Source organism: Candidatus Brocadia sp., from assembly GCA_021646415.1.
Lineage (GTDB): Bacteria > Planctomycetota > Brocadiia > Brocadiales > Brocadiaceae > Brocadia.
In genome coordinates this window covers 244,394-269,817 of the sequence record SOEU01000001.1, presented here as the reverse complement: position 1 = coordinate 269,817, position 25,424 = coordinate 244,394, and the positions used below count along the sequence as shown (strand labels likewise).

The following is a 25,424-nucleotide window of genomic DNA, read 5'->3' as shown; positions in this document are numbered from 1 at the left end:
TAAATTCATGGAAAGAGTGAGCAAAACTATGTCTCAAAAAAAATATATCGGACTCGACATCGGTTCTGTAAGCATAAAGGCGGTATTGATCAACGAACGCAAAGAGATCCTGGAAGACCACTATGTTCGTTCGCACGGCCAATCAGTAGAAACATTCCTCCTGGTACTGAGAGATATATTTAATCGCACCCATATTGATGATATTGACGGCATAGCTATTACAGGGTCTGGTGGGAAACTGATATCCGAATTAATGAACATTGCCTTTATCAACGAGGTCGTTGCTCATAGCCAGGCAACGACAACCTTGCACCCGGAAGCACGCACCATTATAGAAATCGGTGGTGAGGATTCAAAGCTTATGCTCATCGAGAAGGATACGTCCACAGGGCATATCAAGGTTTCTGATTTTTCAATGAATACCATGTGTGCGGCAGGTACGGGTTCGTTTTTGGATCAGCAGGCTACAAGGCTTGGTATCGCGATAGAAAAAGAATTTGGAGAACTTGCGCTGAAATCCAAGAACCCGCCACGTATTGCTGGTCGTTGCAGTGTATTTGCCAAGACGGATATGATCCATCTGCAGCAAGAAGGTACCCCGGTGCATGATATTGTAGCCGGCCTTTGTTATGCCATGGCCAGAAACTTTAAGAGCAACATCGGGAAAGGGAAGGAGTTTTTTAAACCTATTGTCTTCCAGGGTGGTGTGGCAGCAAACGTTGGCATGATCAAGGCATTCGAGGATATTTTGGAACTCAAACCCGGCGAACTGGTCATACCAAAATATTTTAATGTGATGGGGGCTATCGGTACGGTATTTACCATAACGGATAAAGGAATTCAGTCGCCCTTCCGGGGATTAAAAGATGTTGAAGAATACCTGAGAAGCCGTAGCGCAAAAGCATCGAGCCTTGAACCCCTTCGATCGGATAATTACAAAATAGTTGACAAGATACACCCGGTTGTTGGTGATGAAAAGATCGAGGCGTATGTTGGGGTTGATGTAGGCTCGATCAGCACAAATATTGTTGTTGTCGACAAACAGAAAAATGTCCTGTCGAGACGTTATCTCATGACTGCAGGAAGACCGCTGGAGGCCGTGAAGCAAGGTCTCTATGAGGTAGGTCTGGAAATCGGAGATAAGGTGGTTGTCTGTGGCGCCGGGACCACAGGTTCCGGGCGTTATCTAACAGGAGACTTTATCGGTGCCGATATTGCAAAGAATGAAATCACCGCCCACGCCACTGCAGCAGCGAACGTTGATAAAAATGTGGATACCATTTTTGAAATCGGCGGGCAGGATTCCAAGTTTATACGGTTAGAAAACGGGGCCATTGTGGATTTTGCAATGAATAAAGTCTGTGCCGCCGGTACTGGTTCATTCCTGGAAGAACAGGCTGAAAAACTTAGCGTAAGTATCAAAGGGGAATTTAGCAAACGGGCACTTTCGTCGTGCTGTCCCTCCCATCTTGGTGAACGATGCACCGTTTTCATGGAATCCGACCTGAACCATCATCAGCAGCGCGGAACGTCCAAGGACGACCTGCTCGCAGGCCTGAGTTATTCTGTGGTGTTGAACTTTATCAACAGGGTTGTAGAGGATAGAAAGATCGGAAATACAATTTTTTTCCAGGGGGGAGTTGCCGCCAATCACGGTGTAAAGGCGGCGTTCGAAAAAGTAACAGGGAGAAAGATCATTGTTCCTCCTCATCATGACATTATGGGGGCTATCGGGTCTGCCATTATTGCTATGGAAGAAAGGACCTGGGAGAAATCCAGGTTTAAGGGGTTCGATCTCCGGCACAAGAGGTACGACCTGTCTTCCTTTGTTTGCAAGGATTGTTCGAATATTTGTGAGATTAGAAAAGTTACTATCGAAGGAGAAAACCCGCTTCATTACGGAAGTCGTTGTGGAAAATTTGACGACGAAAGGTCTTTGAAAAAGGGAAGGCACTTACCTAGACTTTTTCGCGAGAGAAAGGATGCGCTCTTCAATACCTATAAGAAAAACAACCCGGATCAGCCAATAGGAAAAAAGATCGGGATACCACAGGTATCTACCTTCCACGACCTCTACCCCATGTGGAAGGCGTTCTTCGTCGAGTTAGGTTTTGATCTTATTACCTCAAGCGATACCAATAAAGATATTATCTATAACGGTGTGGAAGTAATTACCGCAGAGACCTGTTTCCCTATCAAGGTTGCGCATGGACATGTGATTGATATGTTAAACAGAGATATCGATTATCTGTTTTTGCCCAGCGTTGTCAATTTGACGCATAGCAGCCCACGATTCACGCATTCATATGCATGTCCTTACGTGCAGTGCATACCATATCTCGTCCGTTCGGCCATTGACTTTAAGGAAAAGAAGTTTGAGGTCTTATCTCCGGTCATTCATTTCGAATACGGAGAGGAGTATGTGGATAAGACCCTGCGTCAAATCGCAAAAAGTGTTGGAATGACCGGAGGGGTTGTCGAAGTGGCCATAAAGTCGGCGCATGAGGCACTGCAAGCTTTTCATAAAACCCTGGAGGCACGGGGAAAAGAGATTCTGGAAAATTTAGGAGAAAATGAAAAGGCATTCGTGCTGATAAGCCGTTCCTACAATGGTTGTGATACGGGTATGAACCTTGGCCTTCCTGAAAAATTGCGTGATTTAGGCGTTTTGACAATCCCGCTGGACTTTTTGAAACTTGACATTGAAGAAATATCTCATGATTATCCGAATATGTACTGGAAGACCGGACAAAAATTTCTTGCAGCGGCCAGGATAATCGCCAGGGATAAAAGGCTTTATCCCTTATATATTACCAACTTTGGCTGTGGTCCAGACTCGTTTATAACCAAGTTCTTTACCAAGGAATTGGCAGGAAAACCCTGTTTGACTATAGAAATTGACGAGCACAGTTCTGACGTTGGTGCAATAACCCGATGCGAGGCATTTATTGATAGCCTTAAAAATGTTAAACCTGTCACTGATAGAAAAAAATTAAGAGACGATGTTCCGGTTCGGAACGTGAAGGAAAAAAAGAAACGCACGATTTACATTCCTTATATGTGTGACCACGGCAGGATGATTGCCGCCTCCATGAGGGCCAATGGTGTGCTGGCAGAGGCCTTACCTATGGCAAATAAGCAGTCGATTGATATTGGACGAAAGTTTACTTCGGGAAAGGAATGCTATCCCGCTATTCTTACAACCGGGGATATTGTGAAAAAGGCTATGAGCCCAGACTTTGACCCTGAGGCCAGTGCCTTCTTTATGGCTACGGCATCCGGTCCTTGTCGGTTTGGTCAATACAATAAATTTCAGCGTATGGTATTGGATGAACTCGGATTTCCCCATGTACCTCTCTACACAATGGATCAGGGAGAAAACTATGACGAGGATACAAAGAGCCTTGGCACGCATTTCCGTAAGCTGGCGTGGAACGGCATTATGTACATCGATCTCCTGCAAAAATTACAAAGGGAAACGAGACCGTACGAACTACAGAAAGGTGAGGCGGATACTCTTTACGAAAACTTCGTGAAAAAGGCAGAATTGGCACTCGAAAAACATCAGGATTTGGTTAAATTTGCACGGGAAGCGAATATTGCCTTTGCAAACGTAAAAATTGACCGAAGCAAACCCAGACCATTAATCGGCGTCATTGGAGAAACCTATGTACGTTGCAATGAGTTCGCAAACAACTTTCTTGCAAGAAACATCGAACGGCTGGGTGGGGAAGTATTTATCCCGCCTTTTGCCGAATGGATTAATTATATTGCACACTGCCGCAGAGAATCGTGCCTCTTTGAAAAGGATTATAAGGGACTTTTGGGTGAGATTATCTCTGATATTGTCCAGAGATACGATGCCTACAAACTTACAAAGGTGTTTAAAGGCAGAATCAGGCATTTTCTGAAAGACGCGCCCATTAAAGAACTCATCAGGAAGGGGAAACCGTATATTGACGATTCCTACAAAGGTGACCCGGTACTCAGTATGGGCAAGGTAATTGAATATGTTGAGGAAGGATTTGACGGTATCGTTAACGTAATTCCATTCCACTGCATGCCTGGTACAGTGGTGAATGGCGTGCTTGAAAGGTTTCAGAAAGATTTTTACGGTATGCCTTGTTTAAAGTTATCTTTTGATGGTCAGGAGCAGACGAATGAGGAAACACGTTTAGAGGCTTTTATGCACCAGGCATATCAAAGGATGGAAGGGAAAGTAAATTCCAAAAAACACGGCAAGATAAGCCGTAGACAAAAAAGCGACGTATGCAGTAGACCGATGGCAGTAGGCAAAGGGTGATAATTTATACCATAACGACATAAATGTGCCGCACTGGAAAAAAGGAAAATAAAAATGGAAGAATTTACGGTGTGCACAATTATTTATGACGCTTGAATAATATTTTAGGATTCAAGGCAAGGAGCATGTTGCATGTGCCATTACAAACTAACGAGGTTATGATGAAAGGTAAATGCTGGAAGTTTGGAAATAATGTTAATACAGATGAGATTGTCCCGGCACGGTATCTGAATACCACTGACACAAAAGAGCTGGCTGCCCACTGTATGGAAGATGCTGATCCAGATTTTGTGAAAAAGGCCAAGCGAGGTGATGCTATAGTGGCTGGTGATAATTTCGGATGTGGTTCATCCCGTGAGCATGCACCAATTGCCATCAAAGCAGCGGGGATTTCCTGTGTTATTGCAAAGTCCTTTGCCCGTATCTTCTTTAGAAATGCCATCAATATCGGGTTGCCTATTTTTGAATGTCCTGCGGCTGCTGAGCAGATTCAGGAAGGTGATGAAATAGAAATCAACCTTGCAGCGGGAGAAATCCTCGATCACACTTCAACAAAAAGATTTAAATTTGAGCCTTTTCCCCCGGAGATGCAGGAGATTATCAGGGCCGGGGGATTAATGAATTTTGTAAAAAAGAAGATGAACGCTTGATAAATCGCAAAAACCAAATTCGAAGTTCCAAATACAATTCAATGACCGGGGCAAGGGCAGAATTGGAAGCTTATTTGTAATATATCTGTTATTAGTATCTTCCAACAATATTTCCGATATTTTTAGCAAAAATATGAATACAATTAACCCTGTCAGGGTTTTAAACCCTGACAGGGCTGATTCACGAATTTCCTGTTTCGAATTTTGTCTTTTCCGACGTATTCAGGTTAGGAAGCGAAGAGACTAAGTTTTTTATCTTATTTCAGTTAGTAACCATTGCTATGCAAACCTTAGAAATCACCAAGGATATTCATTGGGTCGGGGTATTAAATGCTACTCTCAGGGTATTCGATGCGGTATTTCAAACTCGATTCGGAAGCACATACAACTCTTACCTCATCCAGGCTGATAAACCCACACTTATCGATTGCGTTCATGAGAAATTTACTCAGGAGTATTTAGAAAAACTCCGTTCGCTAATCAACTTCAAGGATATTTGTTACATCGTGGTAAATCACACAGAAATGGATCATTCGGGTGCGTTACATATCCTGTTGAAAGAGGCCCCGAATGCCCAAATCCTATCCACAAAGACAGCAGCCCTTTTTTTGAAAAATATTATTCACACGGATGTAAAAGGAAAGGCAGTGGAAGATGGTGAATGTATCAGCCTGGGTAATAAACAACTGAAGTTTATCCATGCACCTTTCTGGCATTGGCCGGATACCATGTTTACATATTTGGAAGACGATCACATATTGTTTCCCTGCGATGGTTTTGCAACCCATTTTTGTGATGAACGACTTTTTGACGATAGGGTAGACCCCTTTTTTGAAGATTTTCAGTTCTATTATGAGCACGTAATGGGCCCTTACAGGAAAAAAATCCTTGAGGCAATCGAAAAGATTAAAAACCTTAATATCCGTTTAATTGCCCCAAGTCACGGCCCTATCCTTCGGACCGATCCGTGGAAATACATTAATGCCTATAAAGACTGGAGCACACCCCGAAAGAACCCCAATAAAAAGCTGATATTGATCATATATGCGTCCATGTACGGAAACACAAGGAAAATGGCGGAGGCAGTAGCCAAAGGGGCGTCTACGATGAATACCGAAGTCAAACTGATAGACGCTGCTACTGTATCGCCTGAATTTATGCGGTGTGAGATTGAATCTGCCGACGGTATCTTGATGGGTTCATCGACGATAAATGGAGATGCATTAAAGCCTTTATGGGATGTCATGAATGTTATGTTTAGTGTTAACGTAAAGCTTAAGAAATGTGCAACCTTTGGCACTTATGGATGGAGCGGAGAGGCAACACGGCTCATGGAAGACCGGCTGAAAGGTCTCAAACTCAATGTTGTCCAACCTCCGGTGAAGGTTCTTTTTACCCCTTCAGAGGAAGACTTGAAAAAGTGTTCTATCTTCGGATATGACTTTGCCCAGTCCTTGATGAGCAGTTCAACTACGTAAAACAGAAAAAAATATCCATAAATAGAAAATCAAAGATGTATTATCAATACCTGCCTGATATTGCCTAATATGTAGAAACGCCCCGATGGGGCATCTTTGAAGCCACAACAAACAGCGTAAGGAAGAAATTTTGCTGGGACGTTTCAAGCATATCAAATGAGGACCAAAAAAGGCGTTGCAGCGAGATGAGACGCCTCACGGGAATGAGACGTCCCGCCGGGACGTCTCTACGATAATATTACCGACCCTCTTGCAAGCATATAAAGAAATTGCTGGGCATATCCCGCATACCTGCCAAAATATGTTATGCCAAAATCCTGCAGCTGCTGATTAGAAACCTCCTGATTTTTGAAATAGAGTTTTTGAAGAATCTTCTTCATCCAGGTATCAATGGGAAATGCCTCGGTAAAACCCAGGGAAAACAGAAGGACACAATCGGCAATCTTATCTCCAACACCGGGAATCTGCTTCAGAGCCCTCTTCGCCTCAATATAGGGAAGGCCCTTTAATGACAGTAAAAAGGCTTCGCTAACGGAATCATTGACGGCTTTAATGTATCTTGCCCGGAAACCCGTCTTTGCAAGGAGAATCCGCTCAAAGTCATTTAGCGTGCCAGGATTGGGAAACGAATACCATTCAAATCCTTTCATTTTATTACTTTTCCCAAAGAATTGTGACAGTATTTCCAGATTTAATTTTATCTTGGATATATTTGCCGCCGAAGAGCAAAGAAATGATATTAAGCATTCCCAGGGGTCTTGCCGGACAATGCGCAAACCGTAATGTCTTCTGATTGCCTCGCCAATGTGTGTATCCTTAGTTATCTGTGTCAAAATACTGGTATAGGGCTCGTCAAGGGCAAAATAATGCATCAGGAATTTCTGGTCTATGCCCTGGAATTCCAGATGATTCATGGACTGCCGGACACGAAAGATGCGGTCTCTTACAGTAACATAATACCAGTCTTCCATCCTGGATACCCGAAACAGTTGCCCGCATAGGAGTGTGGATTCGAGGTTGAAATCTTTTACGCGGATTTTTGGCAAAGTGTATCCTTACTTATCAAAAAGGGTTCTTTCGTGAAAAGTTCGTAATGTGTAAATTCTTCTATGTCCTTAATTATAAAAGCGGAAATGAAAAATCAATAAGCAAAATGTATGTTATCTGAAAAATAAATTCATATAGATGCGGAACACAGAATGGTTGTTTAAATATAAATCAATAATTGCAAGATCTTGTGGTAATTTATGGCGGCAAGTCTATCGCTTTTTCATAAATAATTTAAATCATGAGTAATTATTCCGATTATGTATGGTATCCCGACATGTATGTTTATAGATACCTGACACTAATTTGTGCTCATAATAAAACCAATTGTTTAGATAAGATTTTTAATCAGAGGTAGTACGTGAGCTGGGAAAGCAAATCGTAGCCGAGTTTGTAGGATGTGAAAAGACGGTGCAATTGTTAACGGAATACGGAGTGGATTATGCCCAGGGGTATCATATTGGCCGACCACGGGCAATGTCTGAGATATAAAACGGGGCAAAAGGCAGTCTTAATTCTCTTTACCACCATGCAATTAATCCCATTCAAGTGTTAAGGTATTATCGTTATTGAATACTACCCGTGTCCCAAACCGTTTACCCTCCCTGTTCAAGATGTCTCTGAGCCATACGGTATCGGGAGTCGATGTCCGATTCACTTTAAAATGTTTAATTTGTGTTGGTGTCATTTGGAAACGAATGAGCTTTCCGTTCGATGGCTCCGTATATGCAAAATACATCAAACCCAAATCACCCCTGAAGAATTCATAACCACTGATACCTTCATAATCATTGAGAAAATCACCGCAGCCATGGATGATAGGTCTGTTCTGATAAACCTCTATTCCTTTTACATGGTGTGAAGAATGTCCGTGAATGATATCAATTCCTGCATAATCAATGAGCATATGAGCGAATTGTATTTGTTCGTGAGGGATTTCATACCCCCAATTATCTCCCCAGTGAATTGAGGCGATTACAATGTCTCTTCGTTGTTTTACTTTCTGCACTTGTTCTCTGATATGCCAGACGGTAGTGTCCGACAAATCTTTTAGGAGATTCACACCGGGTTTGTCTCTCCGAGCAGCCCATTCTAAAGGTATTCCGCTTGTTTCTGATCCAAACGAGAAAAAGATTACTCTTCCTTTTCCTTTCACTTCTAACAATGCCGGGGTCTCTGCCTCTTTCAGATTGTTACCTGCCCCTGCAGTTTTCACATGAGCTTTCTTCAATGTTTCAATGGTCTCTGCGAGACCCGCATACCCCCAATCAAGGGTGTGATTGTTTGCAAGGGAACAGCAATCAATCCGGGCCGCAGTTATACAGGGAATATTGAGGGGATTCATCCTGTAGTGTACAGGCTTGCCTTTCCAATAGTCATTGCTCTTTGTTATACTTGTCTCCAGATTAATTATTTTCAAATCCGGCGCAATTCGTTCCAGCGCGCTGAGGGCGTCTCCCCAGATAGAGGAGAAACTAACGGGGTATGGAATCCGGCCGCTTTCCCTCTCTGCTAGTTCCAGATATCCCCTGGCGTTTTTCATGTATGATTCGTGGAGAAGGGGATTGCCAGGATAAGGCAATACCTGATCTATGCCTCTTCCCGTCATTACATCACCGCACATAAATATACTAATGGTATCGGACATTTTCCCTCGTTTTTATAAATTTCGGGATGTTTATTGTCAGCATTTTGTGTTAAAATGTTCGGCTATAATTACCTGTTTCAGGAGAGAGTATATCATATATTTCTTGTTATGTTGAATATTATTTGTACGGTTAGTTTGCTCAGGCCTATAACATTTATAGTCAAGCGACAAATAAGCCCGAGTAGGGTGCGTCCAACGCATCAAAACAATCTTAATTATTGTCGCCGACTATAGAATGTTCCCGCCCGAACAAGCCGGAAGTGAAAAATGGAAGGTGAAAAATGCAAATTGCAACGTAGGGGCAGGGTGACCCCGCCCCTATCTTTTTCATTGAATTTTTGCTAAGAATGTCAAAATTATTCTGGGAAGATACAATGCACTTCAGAGCCATACTCTTTGACCTCGATGGCACGCTTCTTGACACCCTGGAAGACCTGGGTAATGCCGCAAATCGTGTTCTAAAGAAAAACGGATTTCCCATGCATGATATGGCTGCATATCGCTCTATGGTTGGTGATGGTGCGGTTGTGCTTATACGACGTGTTCTCCCGGAGGACAAGCGGAATGATGAAACCATCCGTGCCTGCGTTCAGTCGTTCCGCGAGGAATATGGACGAGGATGGAAGATAAAAACAAGACCCTACGATGGAGTGACTGAAATGCTCGATGCGCTGGCGGTGCATGGCATGAAAATGGCGGTACTGTCAAACAAGCCGGACGATTTTACAAAGCGGTGTGTAGCTGAATTCCTGTCAGATTGGACATTTGACATGGTTCTGGGACAGAGTGACTCTACACCCCTCAAGCCGGATCCCGCAGGTGCAAAAGAGATAGCTAAATGCATGAATATCCCGCCCTCCAAGTTTATCTATCTCGGAGATACTGCCATCGACATGAAGACTGCCGTAGCAGCTGGCATGTTCCCGGTGGGGGCACTTTGGGGATTTCGTACGGAAAAAGAGTTACGGGAAAATGGCGCGCAGGTACTCATCAAAAAACCTCAAGAAATTCTGAATCTCCTGGCATGACCGTTTACCCTGTGTTCACAGGGAGTAAATACGGGATAAAGGGGAAAAACAGGAAGGGATGACACCTACCGTGTGCAAAGAGTAAAGCTTAAATTAAGTTGTCTTTGGCAGCAATTTTTGGATACACGGTAAATGCTGTTAAAAACAACCCCCTTGCCCCCTAGTTTATTAAGGGGGATTTCCTCAAGCCCCACTTAACAAAGGGAGATGCAGGGTGCTGTGTTTTTTCTGGAATTTATTACAACCTTCTTCGCTGGTTCAATCGTCCCCGATTGAACCGAAACATTTGGCATGATTCCTTATCACAGCACAAGTCCAGGCCTCAGGTGTCATTCAAACTATATGGTTCAATCTGCAAGATTGAACCAGCGTTGGTATTTAATTAGGCCTTCGGCGACTTAAAATATCTATTTTCGCAATGCCAGTCCACCCCCTTCACCCCCGCCAGCGGGGGATAGTTGTTTGTCCCTCTCAGTGAGGGAATTAATGGGGGAAGAAATTTTTGTTTAAAATTCCTTGGCATTTAAACAATATCTCCCGTAGACATATCATAAATCCATCCGAGGTCTGCAGGGTTATACTCAAAGAGTTCTTTTCTGTCAAAAAAGATACCGATCTCTTTTTCGGCAGAGGCAGGAGAATCTGAACCGTGAATCAAATTAAAACGGTTGCTAACGGCATAATCTCCGCGAATGGTGCCTGGTTCTGCCTTTGAGCCAAAGGTGGCACCCATCATTTTTCTCACAATTTCTATGGCGTTCTTTCCTTTCAGCACCATAACGATTACGGGTGCAGAGGATGTATATCTGACCAACGGCTCAAAAAAATCCTTACCTTCATGTACATCATAGTGTTTTCTCGCCATATCCTCTGAGATTCGGGTCATTTTAAGCCCCACGATCTGAAATCCCTTTTCCTCAAACCGTGATATGATTTTTCCCAGCAAGCGACGCTGAACGGCATCTGGTTTTAATATAATCAAAGTCTTTTCCATAAGATTTTATTCCTTTCTTTTGAGCTTTCTGACATAAAGCTCCCTTACCAGGAGGAAGAAATTTTGATAGTCGGAACTCTTGTAGTCTGGAAATGTCCACGGGAACGATTCGTATTTTCCCCTGCGATAATTAAGGGTTACTTCAGCATAGATGCCATCGTACAAATAGACACGATGTGAAAAATCCTTTGTGGAAGCCAGGATAAGCCTGCTTTCATTTATGTAACCAGGGTCAATATTGATGGGACGTTTCACAGCATATTGTTTTGAAGAGGCAAAGAATTCTTCCAGGGTATTAGTCTGTACTTTGATGGCAGCAATCTCATCGGGCGAAATGAGTTTTTCAAAACTATAAAATTGCCTCTGAATTTCCTTGCCCATTTCCCCCGTATAATAATCTGTAAAATGAAAGGGTAGTATGTCACTTTTCAGATCTATCGGGCCAAAATATCCTTCCAGTGTTTTGCCAATCTCCCTGAGGATTTCGGGAATACTTGTCAGTATGCCAATAAGTAAATTTACCGGCTTTGGTTTGGAGATTAGGCCCAAGATAGTTACAAGTTGATAATTACAAAATAACTACAAAATTCTTATACTTACGGTTTCGACAGCACTTCAAGCAGGTGCTTGATCTTCGATCTAACTTCATCAGGCGGAGTCAGGAATGTTTCGCCACTTTTCCTTAATTTTATCTCAAGCTCTTTCGTTTCAACGAATTTCTTGCCGATAACTATTTTTATCGGGATACCAATCAGGTCGGCGTCTTTAAATTTGACACCAGGCCTCTGGTCCCGATCGTCCAGCAATACCTCAATGCCTGCAATATTCGTGAGATCGTCGTAAATGTGATTTGCCATTTGCATGCTGGCGGCATCGTTGACATTGACGGGGATGATAATAACCTTGTATGGGGCTAGCGCAATTGGCCATATGATACCATTTTCATCATGCGACCTTTCAATAAGGGCGGCAATAATACGATTCACCCCGATCCCGTAACAGCCCATAATCATGGATTTTTCCTTACCGTTGGTATCGAGGAACTTTGCCTTGAGGGCATCGCTGTATTTCGTGCCTAGTTTGAAGACATGTCCGATTTCGATACCCTGTGAGATGTCGATCTCGTGATTACATTTCGGGCACCTATCCCCTCTGGTTACATAGCGAACATCGGCAACACGGTCGATTATAAAATCCCTTTCAGGATTTACATGTAACAAATGGACGTCTGATTTGTTGGCGCCCGTAACAAAATTGCGAAGTATGGATACGGCCTGATCGGCTATGATTTTTATCTGAAGACCTACGGGACCTGCAAACCCTACACGCGCACCGGTGACATGTTCGATGGTGGTATGGTCTGCAAGCGCAACGGTTTCCTGGCCAAGCAGCTTTGTTAACTTGGTCTCATTGACCTCATGGTCACCTCTCAGGAGAACAGCAACTGGCTGGCCATCCGAGATATAAATCATTGTTTTAACCAACTGGCCTGGATTTACCTTTAAAAAGTCGCTAACTTCCTGGATAGTATGCTTATTGGGCGTGGAAATCTCCTTAATCGGTTGCAGGGTTATGTTATTTTCTCGCGGGATGGGGGCAGCTTCAGCCCGCTCACGATTGGCGCTGTAACCGCATTTTAAACATCGGATGAGCACATCCTCACCCACATGACTGGGGACCATAAACTCATGGGAGACGTCGCCACCCATAGCGCCAGAGTCCGCCTCACAGACAATGTAGTCAAGACCGCACCGGTCAAAAATGCGGCAGTAGGCGTCGTACATGGATTTATAACTCCTGTTGAGTCCCTCATAATCCAGGTCAAAGCTATAGGCATCCTTCATAATAAATTCCTTGCTGCGCAGAACTCCGAACCGGGGTCTCGTTTCATCGCGGAATTTGGTTTGAATTTGATAGAGCGTGATGGGGAGTTGTCGATAGGAATTAATCTCGTTTCTTACGATGTCCGTAATAATTTCTTCATGAGTAGGACCCAGTGCGGTCGTTTTGCCATGCCGGTCTTCGAAGGTGATCAAGTCGTCACCAAATATGTTCAAGCGGCCACTCTCTTCCAGGAGATTTAAAGGCTGAAGCGCGGGAAGGAATACCTCAACGGCCCCCGCCCGGTTCATTTCTTCCCGCACAATATCAATAACTTTATTCAAGACCAGCGTGCCTAAGGGCAAATACGCGTAAGCGCCTGCCGTGATCCGTCGGATAAGCCCGGCACGGATCATGAGTTTATGGCTGTCAATTTCTGCCTCTGATGGGCTTTCCTTCAGTGTGGGAATCAGTGTTTGCGACCATTTCATCTGTAATGTATTCCTTAAAAGAATTGGTGTAATATTAATAATGAACGACGTAAATAAGTTGCTATATAAACGTCATTGTGATCACTTTCGCTTACCTCAGTGTAAACTCGAAGCAATCCCATCTTTGAGATCAACACAGGCTTATAACTTCGCAATGACAATTTTCATTTGTAGTTACTTTAACTGTTAGTATTAAAAAGCAAAAAAACATTATAATTCTTTGTATCATGCTTTCAAGAACTAAATGATTGATTGGGAAATAATCGGTAAGGGGTGTATCAAAAAGTATTATAGATCAAAATCAGCCTCTTAAGGATGCGAATGAATAATCCTTAAAAACCTGCGGCCAGTAGCTTTTTTTATTTGTTCAATCGCATCGATATATTTGTAATGGGAAGGAATATCTTTTTCATGGGATAAAGTAGATAGTTGCAATATTAGTTTATCCTGGTCGGATGAATTAAGCATAAGAGAAATATTTCCTAATGCCACGGTCGCGCTCTCACAAACATAAGCATCCTCGTCTTTTAGCAATCCGATCAACGCCTCGACTGCCTTCTCTGACTTTATCTCCCCTAATGCCTCGGCTGCGCGCATACGAACACGAGCATCCTCGTCTTTTAGCAATCCGATCAACGCCTCAACTGCCTTCTCTGACTTTATCTCCCTTAATGCCTCGGCTGCGTCCCCACGAACATAAGCATACTCGTCTTGCAATAATCCGATCCATTTAGTTTCAACCTCTGTATCAGCTATTTTTACCAATACATCTCTTGCTTTAAAGTTGTGGATCTCCTTAAACAAACCATCTATCAATGCCTTGAAATCTTCCCTGTTTCCCTTATATGCTCTTAAACAGAGGGCAGCTAAATAGTGGTCATATTTTCTGAGATAGTTAATTATTTCTCTGGCCTGTTCGCGCTCAAGCCCACCAATCAGGAACAACCAGACCTCATCACAGTAAAGATATTCCAGGTGGTCAATAATTACCTCCTCTTTTATCTTTGAATTCTTGAATATTTTCTCCTTTAATTTTAAGGAGGCAAGGTACTCCTGGAATGATTGATGACGATAAATAATCTCCTCCGTTCCTCCTGTCTCTGTGAGATTATGGATGATACCCCATTGGAGGAGTCGGGTTAATCTTGTTCCGTCATTATCGAGGTATTTAATAGCTTCTTCTTTAGTAAACGCGCCTAAGTTACCTGCCTTCAGGGCAGAATATGAGACTGTTACCAGGTCTTTTTTTATCTCTACAGCATGAGCAAAGACATCTGGTGTTCCGTATCGCCTTGATTCTTCCCTAATAAGATGGTGTATAAATCTTTCATACAGGTCTGAGCGGGTCTTTATACGTGCAAACCCCTCTGGCCTTGATACCAGAAGAGTGCTGGTCATTTTCAGGATCCTTTGGAATTGAGGCTCATGATAGTTTTCCTGCACATACGCCTTGATCCTCTCGCTATCGAATGGACATATCCGAAGATATTCATACCTGTCATCGAAGGAGCGCTTGTTCTGTTCGTAACCAAGTGGCCGTGAGGTAAAAATGACTTTATTCTTTCCATAGATGTCTTTACTTCTCAATTTTTCAGAGATGATAGCCGTATCAAAGACCTGATCTAATCCATCAATAAGGAATAGTAATTTGCCTTCTTTCCATTTTGTTTGAATATAGTCCTCTTTTGTAGTCTCAATGTCGATGAATTTAGTCTCGATTAAGTTTATGAGGTCATTGTAAGTGTTAATTGTTGCCATCTCGGTGAATTTAATGAAGACGGGAATATATTCTGTAGAAGGCTCTATGGTGCGACTGGCAACCTGTACCTCAAGCCACTTGAGGAAGGTCGTCTTTCCCAGCCCGGAGTCGGCAATAATCATATAGTCCATCCCATCCTCCTTTAAGAGTTCAGAAAAGGTTATAGTCACAAAGCTGTATTTGTCTTCCTTTTCTTTAAGATCCTGTCTGGGCACAGCTTCAAGCTGTGCAAATTTGTCTTCTTTTTCAGATTGCCTCTGCCTGATCTCGATTATGGGTTCAATATATGTTTTCAGAGGCATTCATTAAGCTCCTTTGTGCCCTTTTCGATGATATGCCCTAAAACCTTATGGGTGATTTCCTTACCCGGTGCCTCTAAAGGATCGTCCTTGTTTATGTAATAGTATGCCACAATTGGCTGGTGGTGTTTTATGAGAAGCAGGTTTTTGCACTGTTTAAAGTTTGCTTTAAGTTTTTTGCTTAGGCATTGATACGTTGTTTCACCTATCAAAATGCTGTCTACCAAACAGGCATTCTCTATCCTACTGGCGATATTTACAGCATTACCAATGACATCCTTCTCTTCATCTTCTACGACCAATCCCGTATTTATTCCAATTCGAATATGGACCTGTTCTGCTTCTGTTCTCTTTTCATTTTGTAAGGCCAGGCCATTTTGCACGGAGATAGCAGTCTTTATCGCATTATCAGGGCGGGCAAAGGTCAAAAGATGGGCATCGCCAATCGTCTTTACCCGATAGCCGCCATTATCCTGAGCCTTTGCGGTCACAAGGTTGTCTAGTTCTTTAAGCATGACTGCAATACCCACATTTCCTAAAAGGCTGCTTTTGGATTTCTCAACATACTTGTGGATATCTGAAAAGAATATTGTCAGATTTTTTTCGTAATGCTTCTTTATCAGATTCTTAAGGTCAATAATTTCTTGAAGCATTTGAGCCAAATTAGGTTTTTTCATATCTTCACCATACAGAATATTAAAATGCATTTTTGCCAGGATTATAGTATTACTGCGTAGAAATTTCTTTTTTTGGCAAGTTTTTTACAACCCCCTTCACCCCCTTTTTTAAGGGGGATTATGAATCTTTATCCACTCGAATTGAAGAAAACTCCTATATCTATGCGCACAATGCGCTGAAATTCGTCTTTTATTCCTTGGTAAGCAGTTTTGTATTTTAGTTGAGTTTCGATGAGGGATTTATTCTTCATGTACAATATACACAGCGTCATTAATCAAATACGAATATGTCATCCCCGCGAAAGCGGGAATCCAGAAAAATGTTGGATTCCGTGGTTTCATAATTTTATAGTATTGTCCTGTAAAAACTTGTTTTTGCGAGTTTTTTAACCCACCCGTGTCCCCTCGCAAGGGGACACGGAGCATACGTGTTAAGTTAAGAATCAATAATTATCATCAACCCCTTGTTCGGATTAATTTCGCTTTGTCCCCCGCTGGCGGGGGGTTAGGGGGGGTGGACAGGACTCTCCAATCGTGCCTACCATCCGTTCTCTCTATCTATTTATTACCGTTTATATTCTGCAACACTTCATCTTCTGGCTGGCGCTAAGAGAACAATCATCCACTGTGTTGGCCTTCCAATTTCCACCCCCTGCCCCCGCCAGCGGGGGACAGTTGCTACGCATGTCCACAAGATTTTAAACTATTGTAGTTTGCAAGAAAGTACAGGCAAACTCCGTTTGCCAATGTCACCCCAAAAACAGCTTAATTTAACACGCATGGGACGCAGAGGGTTCTTTGGTGTGGCTATGCTGCTCTCTGTATAATGTAATTACGTACAAAAATCAATTGCCAGGAAGGTATTGTCAGCTTTTCGATACCGTTTTCTTTGTGGTGCGTTTAGGTTTTGATGGCGAGCCGTTTACGCTATACTTTGAGCGGATCTGTTGAATTTTGTCCCTTAGTTCTGCCGCCCGTTCAAACTCCAATGCCTCTGCCGCCTTGAGCATCTCTTCCTCCAGTTCGTTCACGAACTCCTGGGTAATGTATTCTTCCTCGCTTTCTGCAACGGATTCATAAACGATCTTGTGTGATGAAACCTCATCTTCAATGCCCTTCTTGATCTCTTTTTGTATAGTCTTAGGGGTGATGTTGTGCTTTTTATTGTATGCAATTTGAAGTACCCGGCGACGGTTGGTTTCATCGATGGCCCGCTTCATGGAATTTGTTATCTCATCCGCATATAAGATCACCTCGGCATTCACATTCCTTGCGGTCCGGCCAATAGTCTGTATTAAAGAGGTTTCAGAACGCAAGAATCCCTCCTTATCCGCATCGAGGATTGCTACCAGTGAGACCTCCGGTAAATCCAGTCCCTCCCTGAGCAGGTTGACACCTACCAATACGTCGAATTTTCCCAAACGCAAATCCCGCAATATCGTAACCCTTTCGATGGCGTTTATCTCAGAATGAAGGTACATACCCTTGAGCCCTTCTTCCTTGATATACTCACTCAGGTCTTCTGCAAGACGTTTTGTTAACGTGGTGACCAGTACCCGTTCCTTTTTCTCTGCTCGTTTCTTAATTTGCTTCAGTAAATCTTCCACCTGAGTTTTTGCAGGTTTTACATAAATTACAGGATCGACAAGGCCCGTTGGACGGATAATTTGTTCGACCACCTTGCCCTTGCATTTCTTCAACTCATAAGGACCAGGTGTTGCCGAAACGAACATGATTTGATGAATCTTTTCTTCCCACTCGTCAAATCGCATGGGACGGTTATCCAGTGCAGAAGGTAAACGGAAACCGTATTCAACCAGCGTTTCCTTGCGCGCCCGGTCGCCATGATACATACCTGCTATCTGGGGAACAGAGACGTGGGATTCATCTACAATAAGGAAAAATTCTTTGGGGAAATAATCGAACAGTGTGTACGGTGTTTCCCCGGGTGCGCGGCCGCTGAGATGTCTTGAATAATTTTCAATACCATGACAATATCCTACCTCCAGGAGCATCTCCATGTCGTAGCGCACCCGCGCCTCCAGGCGCTGGGCTTCGAGAAATTTCTCATTTGACCGTAGTTCCTTAAGACGGTCGTTTAATTCATATTCGATGGATTTGACGACCCCTTCAATCTTTCCTTCCGGCATGACAAAGTGTTTTGCCGGGTAAATGGATATCTCCTTAACCTCCTGTATAGTATTACCGGTTATGGGATTGATTATGGAAATCCTGTCGACCTCGTCTCCAAACAATTCTATGCGGTATGCAACTTCTTCATAGGCAGGAAATACCTCTACGACGTCCCCGCGCACCCGCAATGTGCCACGCACAAACTGTATATCGTTTCGATCGTATTGAATGTCGATGAGTTTCCTCAAGAGTTTGTTCCGTTCTATCGAATCACCCTTGCAGAGGTGTACATACATTTCCTGATACTCTTCGGGTGAACCCAATCCATAAATACAGGAAACACTGGCAACAATGATAACATCTTTCCGTGATATAAGATTACTGGTTGCGGCCAGGCGCAGTCGGTCAATCTCCTGGTTGATGGTCGCCTCTTTCTCTATGTAGATGTCCCGTTGCGGGATATACGCCTCGGGTTGATAGTAGTCGTAATAACTGACGAAATATCCCACGGCATTTTCGGGGAAGAAGCTCTTAAATTCGCTGTAAAGCTGGGCTGCCAGGGTCTTGTTATGAGTCATAACCAGCGTTGGCTTTTCCAGGGCAGCAATCACATTAGCCATGGTAAAGGTCTTGCCGGAACCTGTCACGCCCAATAAGGTTTGATACCTGGCGTTTTTTCGGTAACCCTCCACCAATTGTTGTATGGCATGAGGCTGGTCTCCTTGTGGTGTAAAAGATGAAACTAGCTGAAAAATAGACATATAACTAACCCTTATAATACTGCGAAGACTTGTATTTTGCCATGAACTCGTCAACAAAAACTTTTACCGTAGAGGCAATCGGTACGGCCAGCAGTAACCCTAATAATCCAAACAACTGACTACAGATCAGGATGGAGAGTATCACCATGACTGGGCTCAGCCCCAACCCCTTCCCCATAATCTTCGGTGTTATCACGGTTGCTTCAAGCAATTGCGCAATACCAAAAGTGAAAAGCACATAGAGCATATGTTTGAGATCGTGAAATTGGAAGAGTGCAAGCGTAGAAGCCAGCACAATTCCTGTACCGGTGCCAACGTAGGGAATCAGATTGCCAAAGCCACCGATAAAGCCGATAAGAAAGGACAAAGGAATTCCGATAATTGTTAAACCAATACTATAGATAAGAGAAAGGAGAAGACAGACTATAAGCTGGCCTCGGAGAAAATACCGGAGATTATCATTTACTCTTGATAAAAGACTCATTGCCTGGTCTCTTTTTGATAAAGGAAAAAGGGTTTTTATTTTTTGGGCAATGAGATTGAAGTCCTTGAGCAGATAAACCGATACGACACTGAAGATGATAAAATTTACGATAATACCTAAAAACCCAAAGGTACTATAGAAGATATTCTTGCCGATATTCAGGAAGAAACCGATAGCCTGGGGAAGATATTTTTTGAGACCCCATACTGCTTCAATGAGACGTGCTTTTTTCAGACGAGATTCTTCATCGGCATCCTTCTCCAGAACAATGGGACTTTCTTTCCTGCCGGATTCTTTTCTGTCTGTTGGTTCAATCTTTCCCCGATCGTGGTCGAGGACGGGTTCCATGCGCTCTTTTAGTAAAGACTTAATTGATTGAACAAATTCTGTGTCCTCATATTTTTTAATCCATGCTTCAATGGTAGCCTGATATTTTGGGTAGCGGTCTTTAACAATGCTGCCTACTTGATAAATTCCATGAGCTGTTTTCGGGATTGCATACGCCAGAAATCCTGCAGTTGACAGGAGGACAGCACTTACAAGAATAACAATCCCAAATACCCGGTGTATGTGTTTCTGTTCAAGAAAACTGACTACAGGATTAAAAATATAAGCAATGATAAACGCCAGCAGAAGGGAGATAAGCGTCCCTCTCAGAAAATAACAAAACGCGAAAAAAACAATAATTGAAAACCCAATGAGTATTACACGGGCACATGGATTATCTAATATTTTTTGTCGCTCGTTTCCCATAAATTCGAATTTGTTTAATATCTAGTAAAGATTTCCCATTCGTCCCTTTCTTGTGAAGGAGGGGGAAAAGGGGAGGTTATAAGATCCTTAAAGATTCCATCAAATGTTGGGTAATCACATAAATTTTATTCCTGGTTATTGAAAACGACACCGGTCGTGTCTGATCCGATCTTTATGTGATCTCTTATGGCTTCTATAATGGACGTCCCTATGCCTTTGACATTGGACAACTCATCCAATGTCTTAAAATTGCCGTGTTTTTCGCGGTAGGCAACGATGGCCTTTGCTTTTACCTCTCCCAATTTTGGCAATAAGACCAATTCATACCAGGGGGCATTGTTGACATCAAGTTTGACTTTTATATCTTCGGGTTTAAGATTACTGACAACTTCAGTTTCCGGTAGCCACCAATGCCTGTCCATGCCAATTTTAATTATGGTACCGATAAACAACGTTGTTGCCAAAAAATAAATGACAATAAGTTGTTTTTTTGTGGGCGAGAAATTATCGGACGGCTTCTGTGATATGGGCATAACAATCACAAGACTTTTCAGGCATCCTTATGAATGGTCACATTCTCAAATTCTATTTATTTTAACAGTAATTTCAAAGGATTCAAGACAATGTTGTAGTCTTATAAAATTTTCCCTTTGCTTTTGGAAGTTGCTTCTATTATTCTGAATTTCCGATTGCTATTTCCTTGATTCCCACTTTCAGGGGAACGACACTCTCATGATGGCTTGTCATTGCATTTATAGCGTTTACAATAGTACAAAACTAGCCTGATCATGTTCAACAAAATCTTCTATTCCATATCTTTTTATTTTTTTTGTGTCTTCATAGTATCCGCTATGTGCCCGGATATTTTAGCGGATGAAACTATACAGGTTTCTGTGTATGGCCAGGATTTTGACACCAAAAACTTCTTTGCCCTCGAAGAAATGGGATTCAGGAAGGATAAGGTCAACTTCAATAAGGGGTGGCTGGGTATCTTTATGGAAAATGCAGAAGGACAGGGTATTCTGGTCAAAGAGGTTACACAGGGATCACCCGCCGCTGAGGCTGGTTTAAAGGCAGGTGATATTATTACGAAGATTAATGACGAATCTACCATAGGTAAGGATGAATTCAATCTCATCCAATTCAAGAAGACCATAGAAGCCATTGGTACAGGAGGTGTACCGGTACTTACCGTTTGCAGAGATAACGCTGAAATGGTGTTTAAGCCGAGGCTTTTCGGAAAACTACTCAAGAACGTACATGAACCAGTTACTTCTTTTATCTCAAAGGTAGGTCACGAGCTTACAAAAGTGGATAAAAACACCCCCTTTTTATCCCCCCCTTGCGAAGGGGGGGATGGGAGGATGGAAAATCTATCTCCGAATGAAGAACTAAAAACGCCTTCCAATTCAAAACACACGGGGACAAGTTTTATTGAATTTGCCATCAAAAACGAAAGATACAAGGACGTGCTTGGCGCAACCTTGCAAAGGATTGGTGAAGAGGCATACGTTCGAGAAGGATTTCAATCCAATGAAGAGACCAATCCGTTTCGTTTGTCCATGGTAAATTATTTCATGTTGCACCCGTTTGATACATCAAAAATTGGACAGGTCATTGTCGATACGTTTTGTAGCAAAGACATTTGCGCTCAAATAGAGTATGTGGCAGGGCTGTTAGATGTTACGTCAAATAATCTCAACATCACGTCGGAAATTACCTCTTCACCCCCCCTTTCCACAGGGAACAATTTGAAAGATTTTTCTTCTACCTCCTCTTCATCCCTTCCTTGCGAAGGAGACAATGTGAAAGATTTTCATTTCACCACCCCTCTTTCCCCTCCTTGCGAAGGAGGGGAAAGAGGGGTGGTTATGAAATCCCCAAAGGTTTCTCCAGATATTGATCAAACACAAAAAAGGGAAGCTACCGATCCTTTGCAAGGACAACTCCAGCTTATCATCGATAGCTTGGCACCCTCCGTTTCTCTTATAAAAGAAGCATTCGGTAACTTGCCTCAGGAGGAGCTTGAATTCCTATATCAAAACGCCCATAAAATTTGGCTGCCTGACGAGAAGATTGAGACACAAGACCTTGCCAGGTTACTGGCGCTATCTCAAAAGGTGAATCTGTCAAAGTTGTTCGAGGCCGCATCAGTGCTGCTGGGTAAACTTGTCCCTGGGCACAGTGAACAGGGAATAGACGCTCTAAAAAAGACACATCCCGGTGATTTATTATCAATAGATAGAATCCCCTCCCCTGGCGGGAGGGGGTTCGGGGGAGGGGGTACTGAACTGTTGCAGGATTTTGCCGGTGATATTTTGTTTGTCCAGGACACAACCATTGGTAAAATCATTGTGGGTGGGGAAGGTACATCGTATTATTATGCCGATGCGGCAGTAATTATCGACCTTGGAGGTAATGATTATTACTTTAATAATGCAGGCTCATCCAGCAAGGATATCCCTGTCGCTATCTGCATCGATTTATCAGGGGATGATGTGTACAATGCATCCGGCCCATTTTCTCAGGGTACCGGAAGGTTTGGAATTGGTCTCCTGGCAGATTTTAGGGGAAATGACAAATACGTGAGCCAGGATTTTTCTCAAGGGTCTTGCCTGTTTGGAATCGGAGTGTTAAGAGATAATGACGGTAACGATTTTTACAGCGGTCACGTTGCAAATCAGGGAATGGGCTTCTTCGGGGCGGGACTGCTGAATGACCTTAGCGGAAATGATGTCTATTTTAGCCGGCAATTCGCTCAGGGAGTGGGATTTACCAAAGGATTTGGCGTCCTGGTGGATTCTTGCGGAAACGATTTCTACTTTGCCGGGGGAGAATATCCGGATTTTCGTGATCCGGAAAAATCTTTTCAATCCATGTCTCAGGGGATGGGGATGGGTATCAGACCAGAGGAGTCCATTGTTGGCGCATCAGGCGGAATTGGTATGCTGATTGACCAAAAAGGCACTGATCAGTATCGTGGGGACTATTTCTCACAAGGCAGTGGATACTATTATTCCTTGGGATTATTGTGTGACAAAGAGGGTAATGATACATATTACGCCGGGCGCTATGCCCAGGGCGCGGGTATACATTCAGCCATCGGACTGTTGAAAGATACATCTGGAGACGATACATACGAATGTACTTATGGTGTTTCACAGGGGTGTGGACATGACACCGGCATTGGATTTCTGGTGGATGATTGTGGGAATGATACTTATCGGAGCGAAACAAGTTCACAGGGTGTTGGCCTGGAAAAGGGCATCGGAGTATTGGCAGATTTTTACGGGAATGATGTTTATCAGGCAAATGGTAACAGCCAGGGCGTTTCATCTCCATCAAAAACCGAAGAAATTAGCGGCGTTGGGATATTAATTGACAATCAGGGAGACCACGATATCTTTCATGATACCATTGCGGAAAATCTGTTGTTATATCGAAGCGATTGGGGGCTGGTGTTAAATAGATGAACGTATACGATTTCGGATTGCGGAATTCGGATTTTGGATCTAAAAATATTAATACATAAAAAGGAGAAAAGAATGGACCGCAATGAATATGAAAAAGAGAACAAAAGAATTTGCCAAAAGTATCATTAAACTTTGCCGAATGTTTCCAAATAACATGGAAGGGAAATTAATCGGTAACCAGATATTTCGTTCAGGAACTTCAACTGCTGCTAACTACAGAGCCTCATGTCGCGCAAGGTCGACAGCTGATTTTATTTCAAAGCTATCCATTGTGGAAGAAGAGGCAGATGAAACCTTGTTTTGGCTTGAGTTAATAAACGAAATGGAAATTATCGATAAAACTTTTCTTAATTCATTAATGCAGGAAAATGATGAAATAATAGCCATCATCGTTTCATCCATCAAAACTGCAAGGAACAATAAAAAGTTAGTTCAAAATCCGAAATCCGAATTCCGCAATCCGAAATCAATCTCATGCAGATAGATTTTATTGAGCGTAAAGGATACGTCCTTACCAGATCCACCTTAAAATGTCTCAGCCAAGTGGCTTCGATTAATCCGTCCCTGGGTTGTGTTCATCAATGCGCTTATTGCTATGCAAGGGGTTACTCGATTTATCCGGGTGACGGCAAGGTACTTGTTTACGGGAATATGCCCGAAAAATTAAAAAAAGAATTGCCCATACGCCGAAAGTTACCCGCCTATGTATTTTTTAGTCCAACCTGTGATGTCCTGCAACCCATCCCTCAAGTGCTCAAGGTAACTTATGCGTTGATGAAAGTTTTGCTTGAATATGGTATTGGTATAAATCTGCTTACCAAAGGCCGGATTCCCACAAAATTCCTGCAGTTATTTAGTCAATATAAAAAATTGGTGCATGTTCAAATTGGTATTACCACATTAAACCGGGATATTCAAAAGAAGATAGAACCGTATGCCGCAACGCCACAGGAAAGAATTCAGAATATAGAAAAACTGTGTACGATAGGTATTGTGCCTGAAGTAAAATTAGACCCTTTGATTCCTGGTGTTACGGATACTGAAACAAACTTAACGGCCTTGTTTCGGACACTTCAGGGACTTAATGTGGATTCTACGGGTATTAATTACCTATTCCTGAGACCGCAGATAAAGAAAAACTTGTATAAAGCATTGGGGAATACGTCTTTTCTGCCAAAGATAATGGGGTATTACCAAAACAGTAAGTCCATGAATTTACTTGCAGAGCAGTCTCGCGTGCTTGCCCTGGATTTGGAATATAGGAGACGGGCCTACGAACAGATTTCACGCTGGGCCAGGGAATATGGGATTCATGCCTATGTATGCGGCTGTAAAAATCCGGATATCACTGAAGAGCCGTTGTGCGGCATGAACTGGGGTCAGCGTTTCGAAAAGATTTTGGTGCAAAAGCGCCTGTTCAAAACCGGTGGATAATTTAATGTAAGGAATCTCAAACTTTTCTCCTCCCCGTAATTCCCTAACTGAGGGAGACAACAAACTGTCCCCCGCTGGCAGGGGTAAGGGGGTGGAATTTTGTTGTAAAAAGGTGTAGTGCAAGTCGCCGAAATCCTAATTTAATATTCAGGAATTTCAAAGGGTGGCACGGACTTCGTCGTAAGCGAACA

The 25,424-nt window shown here is 42.8% G+C and carries 17 protein-coding genes and 1 pseudogene; 8 read left to right on the top strand and 10 right to left on the bottom strand.

Annotated elements, in window-relative coordinates; all coding sequences use genetic code 11:
- Positions 1-28: 28 nt before the first annotated feature.
- The 3 genes from E3K36_01070 to E3K36_01060 all read left to right on the top strand — a co-directional run bounded on the left by E3K36_01070 (position 29) and on the right by E3K36_01060 (position 6,431).
- The gene (locus E3K36_01070; GenBank protein MCF6153851.1) at positions 29-4,303 is read left to right on the top strand and encodes a CoA activase; all 4,275 of its coding nucleotides are present in this window, start codon (positions 29-31) and stop codon (positions 4,301-4,303) included.
- 161 nt (positions 4,304-4,464) lie between these two features.
- Complete coding sequence (gene leuD / locus E3K36_01065) at positions 4,465-4,953, top strand: 3-isopropylmalate dehydratase small subunit (GenBank protein ID MCF6153850.1); 489 nt, start codon at positions 4,465-4,467, stop codon at positions 4,951-4,953.
- A gap of 281 nt (positions 4,954-5,234) precedes the next feature.
- Positions 5,235-6,431 carry an FprA family A-type flavoprotein gene (locus tag E3K36_01060; GenBank protein ID MCF6153849.1) on the top strand — a complete coding sequence of 399 codons (1,197 nt, stop codon included), beginning with the start codon at positions 5,235-5,237 and terminating at the stop codon, positions 6,429-6,431.
- A gap of 227 nt (positions 6,432-6,658) precedes the next feature.
- Here the strand turns inward: E3K36_01060 and E3K36_01055 are convergent, their stop codons facing one another.
- On the bottom strand, positions 6,659-7,477 hold the full coding sequence (locus tag E3K36_01055; protein MCF6153848.1) for a DNA-3-methyladenine glycosylase 2 family protein: 819 nt from the start codon (positions 7,475-7,477) through the stop codon (positions 6,659-6,661).
- 367 nt (positions 7,478-7,844) lie between these two features.
- Here E3K36_01055 and E3K36_01050 point away from each other — a divergent pair, with 367 nt between their 5' ends.
- Positions 7,845-7,970 (top strand): EAL domain-containing protein, encoded by a 126-nt coding sequence (locus E3K36_01050; protein ID MCF6153847.1) that lies wholly within the window; start codon positions 7,845-7,847, stop codon positions 7,968-7,970.
- A 43-nt stretch (positions 7,971-8,013) separates the two neighbouring features.
- Here E3K36_01050 and E3K36_01045 read toward each other — a convergent pair whose 3' ends face one another.
- Positions 8,014-9,126 carry a CapA family protein gene (locus tag E3K36_01045; protein MCF6153846.1) on the bottom strand — a complete coding sequence of 371 codons (1,113 nt, stop codon included), beginning with the start codon at positions 9,124-9,126 and terminating at the stop codon, positions 8,014-8,016.
- A gap of 374 nt (positions 9,127-9,500) precedes the next feature.
- On the opposite strand from E3K36_01045, the gene E3K36_01040 reads away from it, so the two are divergent.
- Positions 9,501-10,154: an HAD family hydrolase gene (locus E3K36_01040; protein MCF6153845.1), complete on the top strand. Its 654-nt coding sequence runs from the start codon at positions 9,501-9,503 to the stop codon at positions 10,152-10,154.
- 523 nt (positions 10,155-10,677) lie between these two features.
- Here E3K36_01040 and E3K36_01035 read toward each other — a convergent pair.
- From E3K36_01035 to E3K36_01000, 8 genes and pseudogenes are all read right to left on the bottom strand, one after another.
- Positions 10,678-11,148, bottom strand: coding sequence for a nucleoside-diphosphate kinase (locus E3K36_01035; protein ID MCF6153844.1), 471 nt, complete (start codon positions 11,146-11,148; stop codon positions 10,678-10,680).
- 6 nt (positions 11,149-11,154) lie between these two features.
- The gene (locus E3K36_01030) at positions 11,155-11,700 is read right to left on the bottom strand and encodes a DUF4416 family protein (GenBank protein MCF6153843.1); all 546 of its coding nucleotides are present in this window, start codon (positions 11,698-11,700) and stop codon (positions 11,155-11,157) included.
- 44 nt (positions 11,701-11,744) lie between these two features.
- Positions 11,745-13,460, bottom strand: a complete 1,716-nt coding sequence (locus E3K36_01025; protein MCF6153842.1) for a proline--tRNA ligase — start codon at positions 13,458-13,460, stop codon at positions 11,745-11,747.
- Between the two features lie 309 nt (positions 13,461-13,769).
- Positions 13,770-15,521 (bottom strand): NACHT domain-containing protein, encoded by a 1,752-nt coding sequence (locus tag E3K36_01020; protein MCF6153841.1) that lies wholly within the window; start codon positions 15,519-15,521, stop codon positions 13,770-13,772.
- Positions 15,512-16,225 (bottom strand): hypothetical protein, encoded by a 714-nt coding sequence (locus E3K36_01015; GenBank protein ID MCF6153840.1) that lies wholly within the window; start codon positions 16,223-16,225, stop codon positions 15,512-15,514. Before E3K36_01015 ends, E3K36_01020 begins: the two co-directional genes overlap by 10 nt.
- Before the next feature lie 902 nt (positions 16,226-17,127).
- Positions 17,128-19,089, bottom strand: a pseudogene (gene uvrB / locus E3K36_01010) (excinuclease ABC subunit UvrB).
- A 4-nt stretch (positions 19,090-19,093) separates the two neighbouring features.
- Positions 19,094-20,326, bottom strand: coding sequence for an AI-2E family transporter (locus E3K36_01005; protein ID MCF6153839.1), 1,233 nt, complete (start codon positions 20,324-20,326; stop codon positions 19,094-19,096).
- A 125-nt stretch (positions 20,327-20,451) separates the two neighbouring features.
- Positions 20,452-20,859 carry a helix-hairpin-helix domain-containing protein gene (locus tag E3K36_01000; protein MCF6153838.1) on the bottom strand — a complete coding sequence of 136 codons (408 nt, stop codon included), beginning with the start codon at positions 20,857-20,859 and terminating at the stop codon, positions 20,452-20,454.
- A gap of 255 nt (positions 20,860-21,114) precedes the next feature.
- On the opposite strand from E3K36_01000, the gene E3K36_00995 reads away from it, so the two are divergent.
- From E3K36_00995 to E3K36_00985, 3 genes are all read left to right on the top strand, one after another.
- Positions 21,115-23,799, top strand: a complete 2,685-nt coding sequence (locus E3K36_00995; protein MCF6153837.1) for a PDZ domain-containing protein — start codon at positions 21,115-21,117, stop codon at positions 23,797-23,799.
- An 82-nt stretch (positions 23,800-23,881) separates the two neighbouring features.
- On the top strand, positions 23,882-24,283 hold the full coding sequence (locus E3K36_00990; protein ID MCF6153836.1) for a four helix bundle protein: 402 nt from the start codon (positions 23,882-23,884) through the stop codon (positions 24,281-24,283).
- Positions 24,274-25,233 (top strand): radical SAM protein, encoded by a 960-nt coding sequence (locus E3K36_00985; protein ID MCF6153835.1) that lies wholly within the window; start codon positions 24,274-24,276, stop codon positions 25,231-25,233. The genes E3K36_00990 and E3K36_00985 overlap by 10 nt, the downstream gene beginning before the upstream one ends.
- The last annotated feature ends 191 nt before the right edge of the window (positions 25,234-25,424 follow it).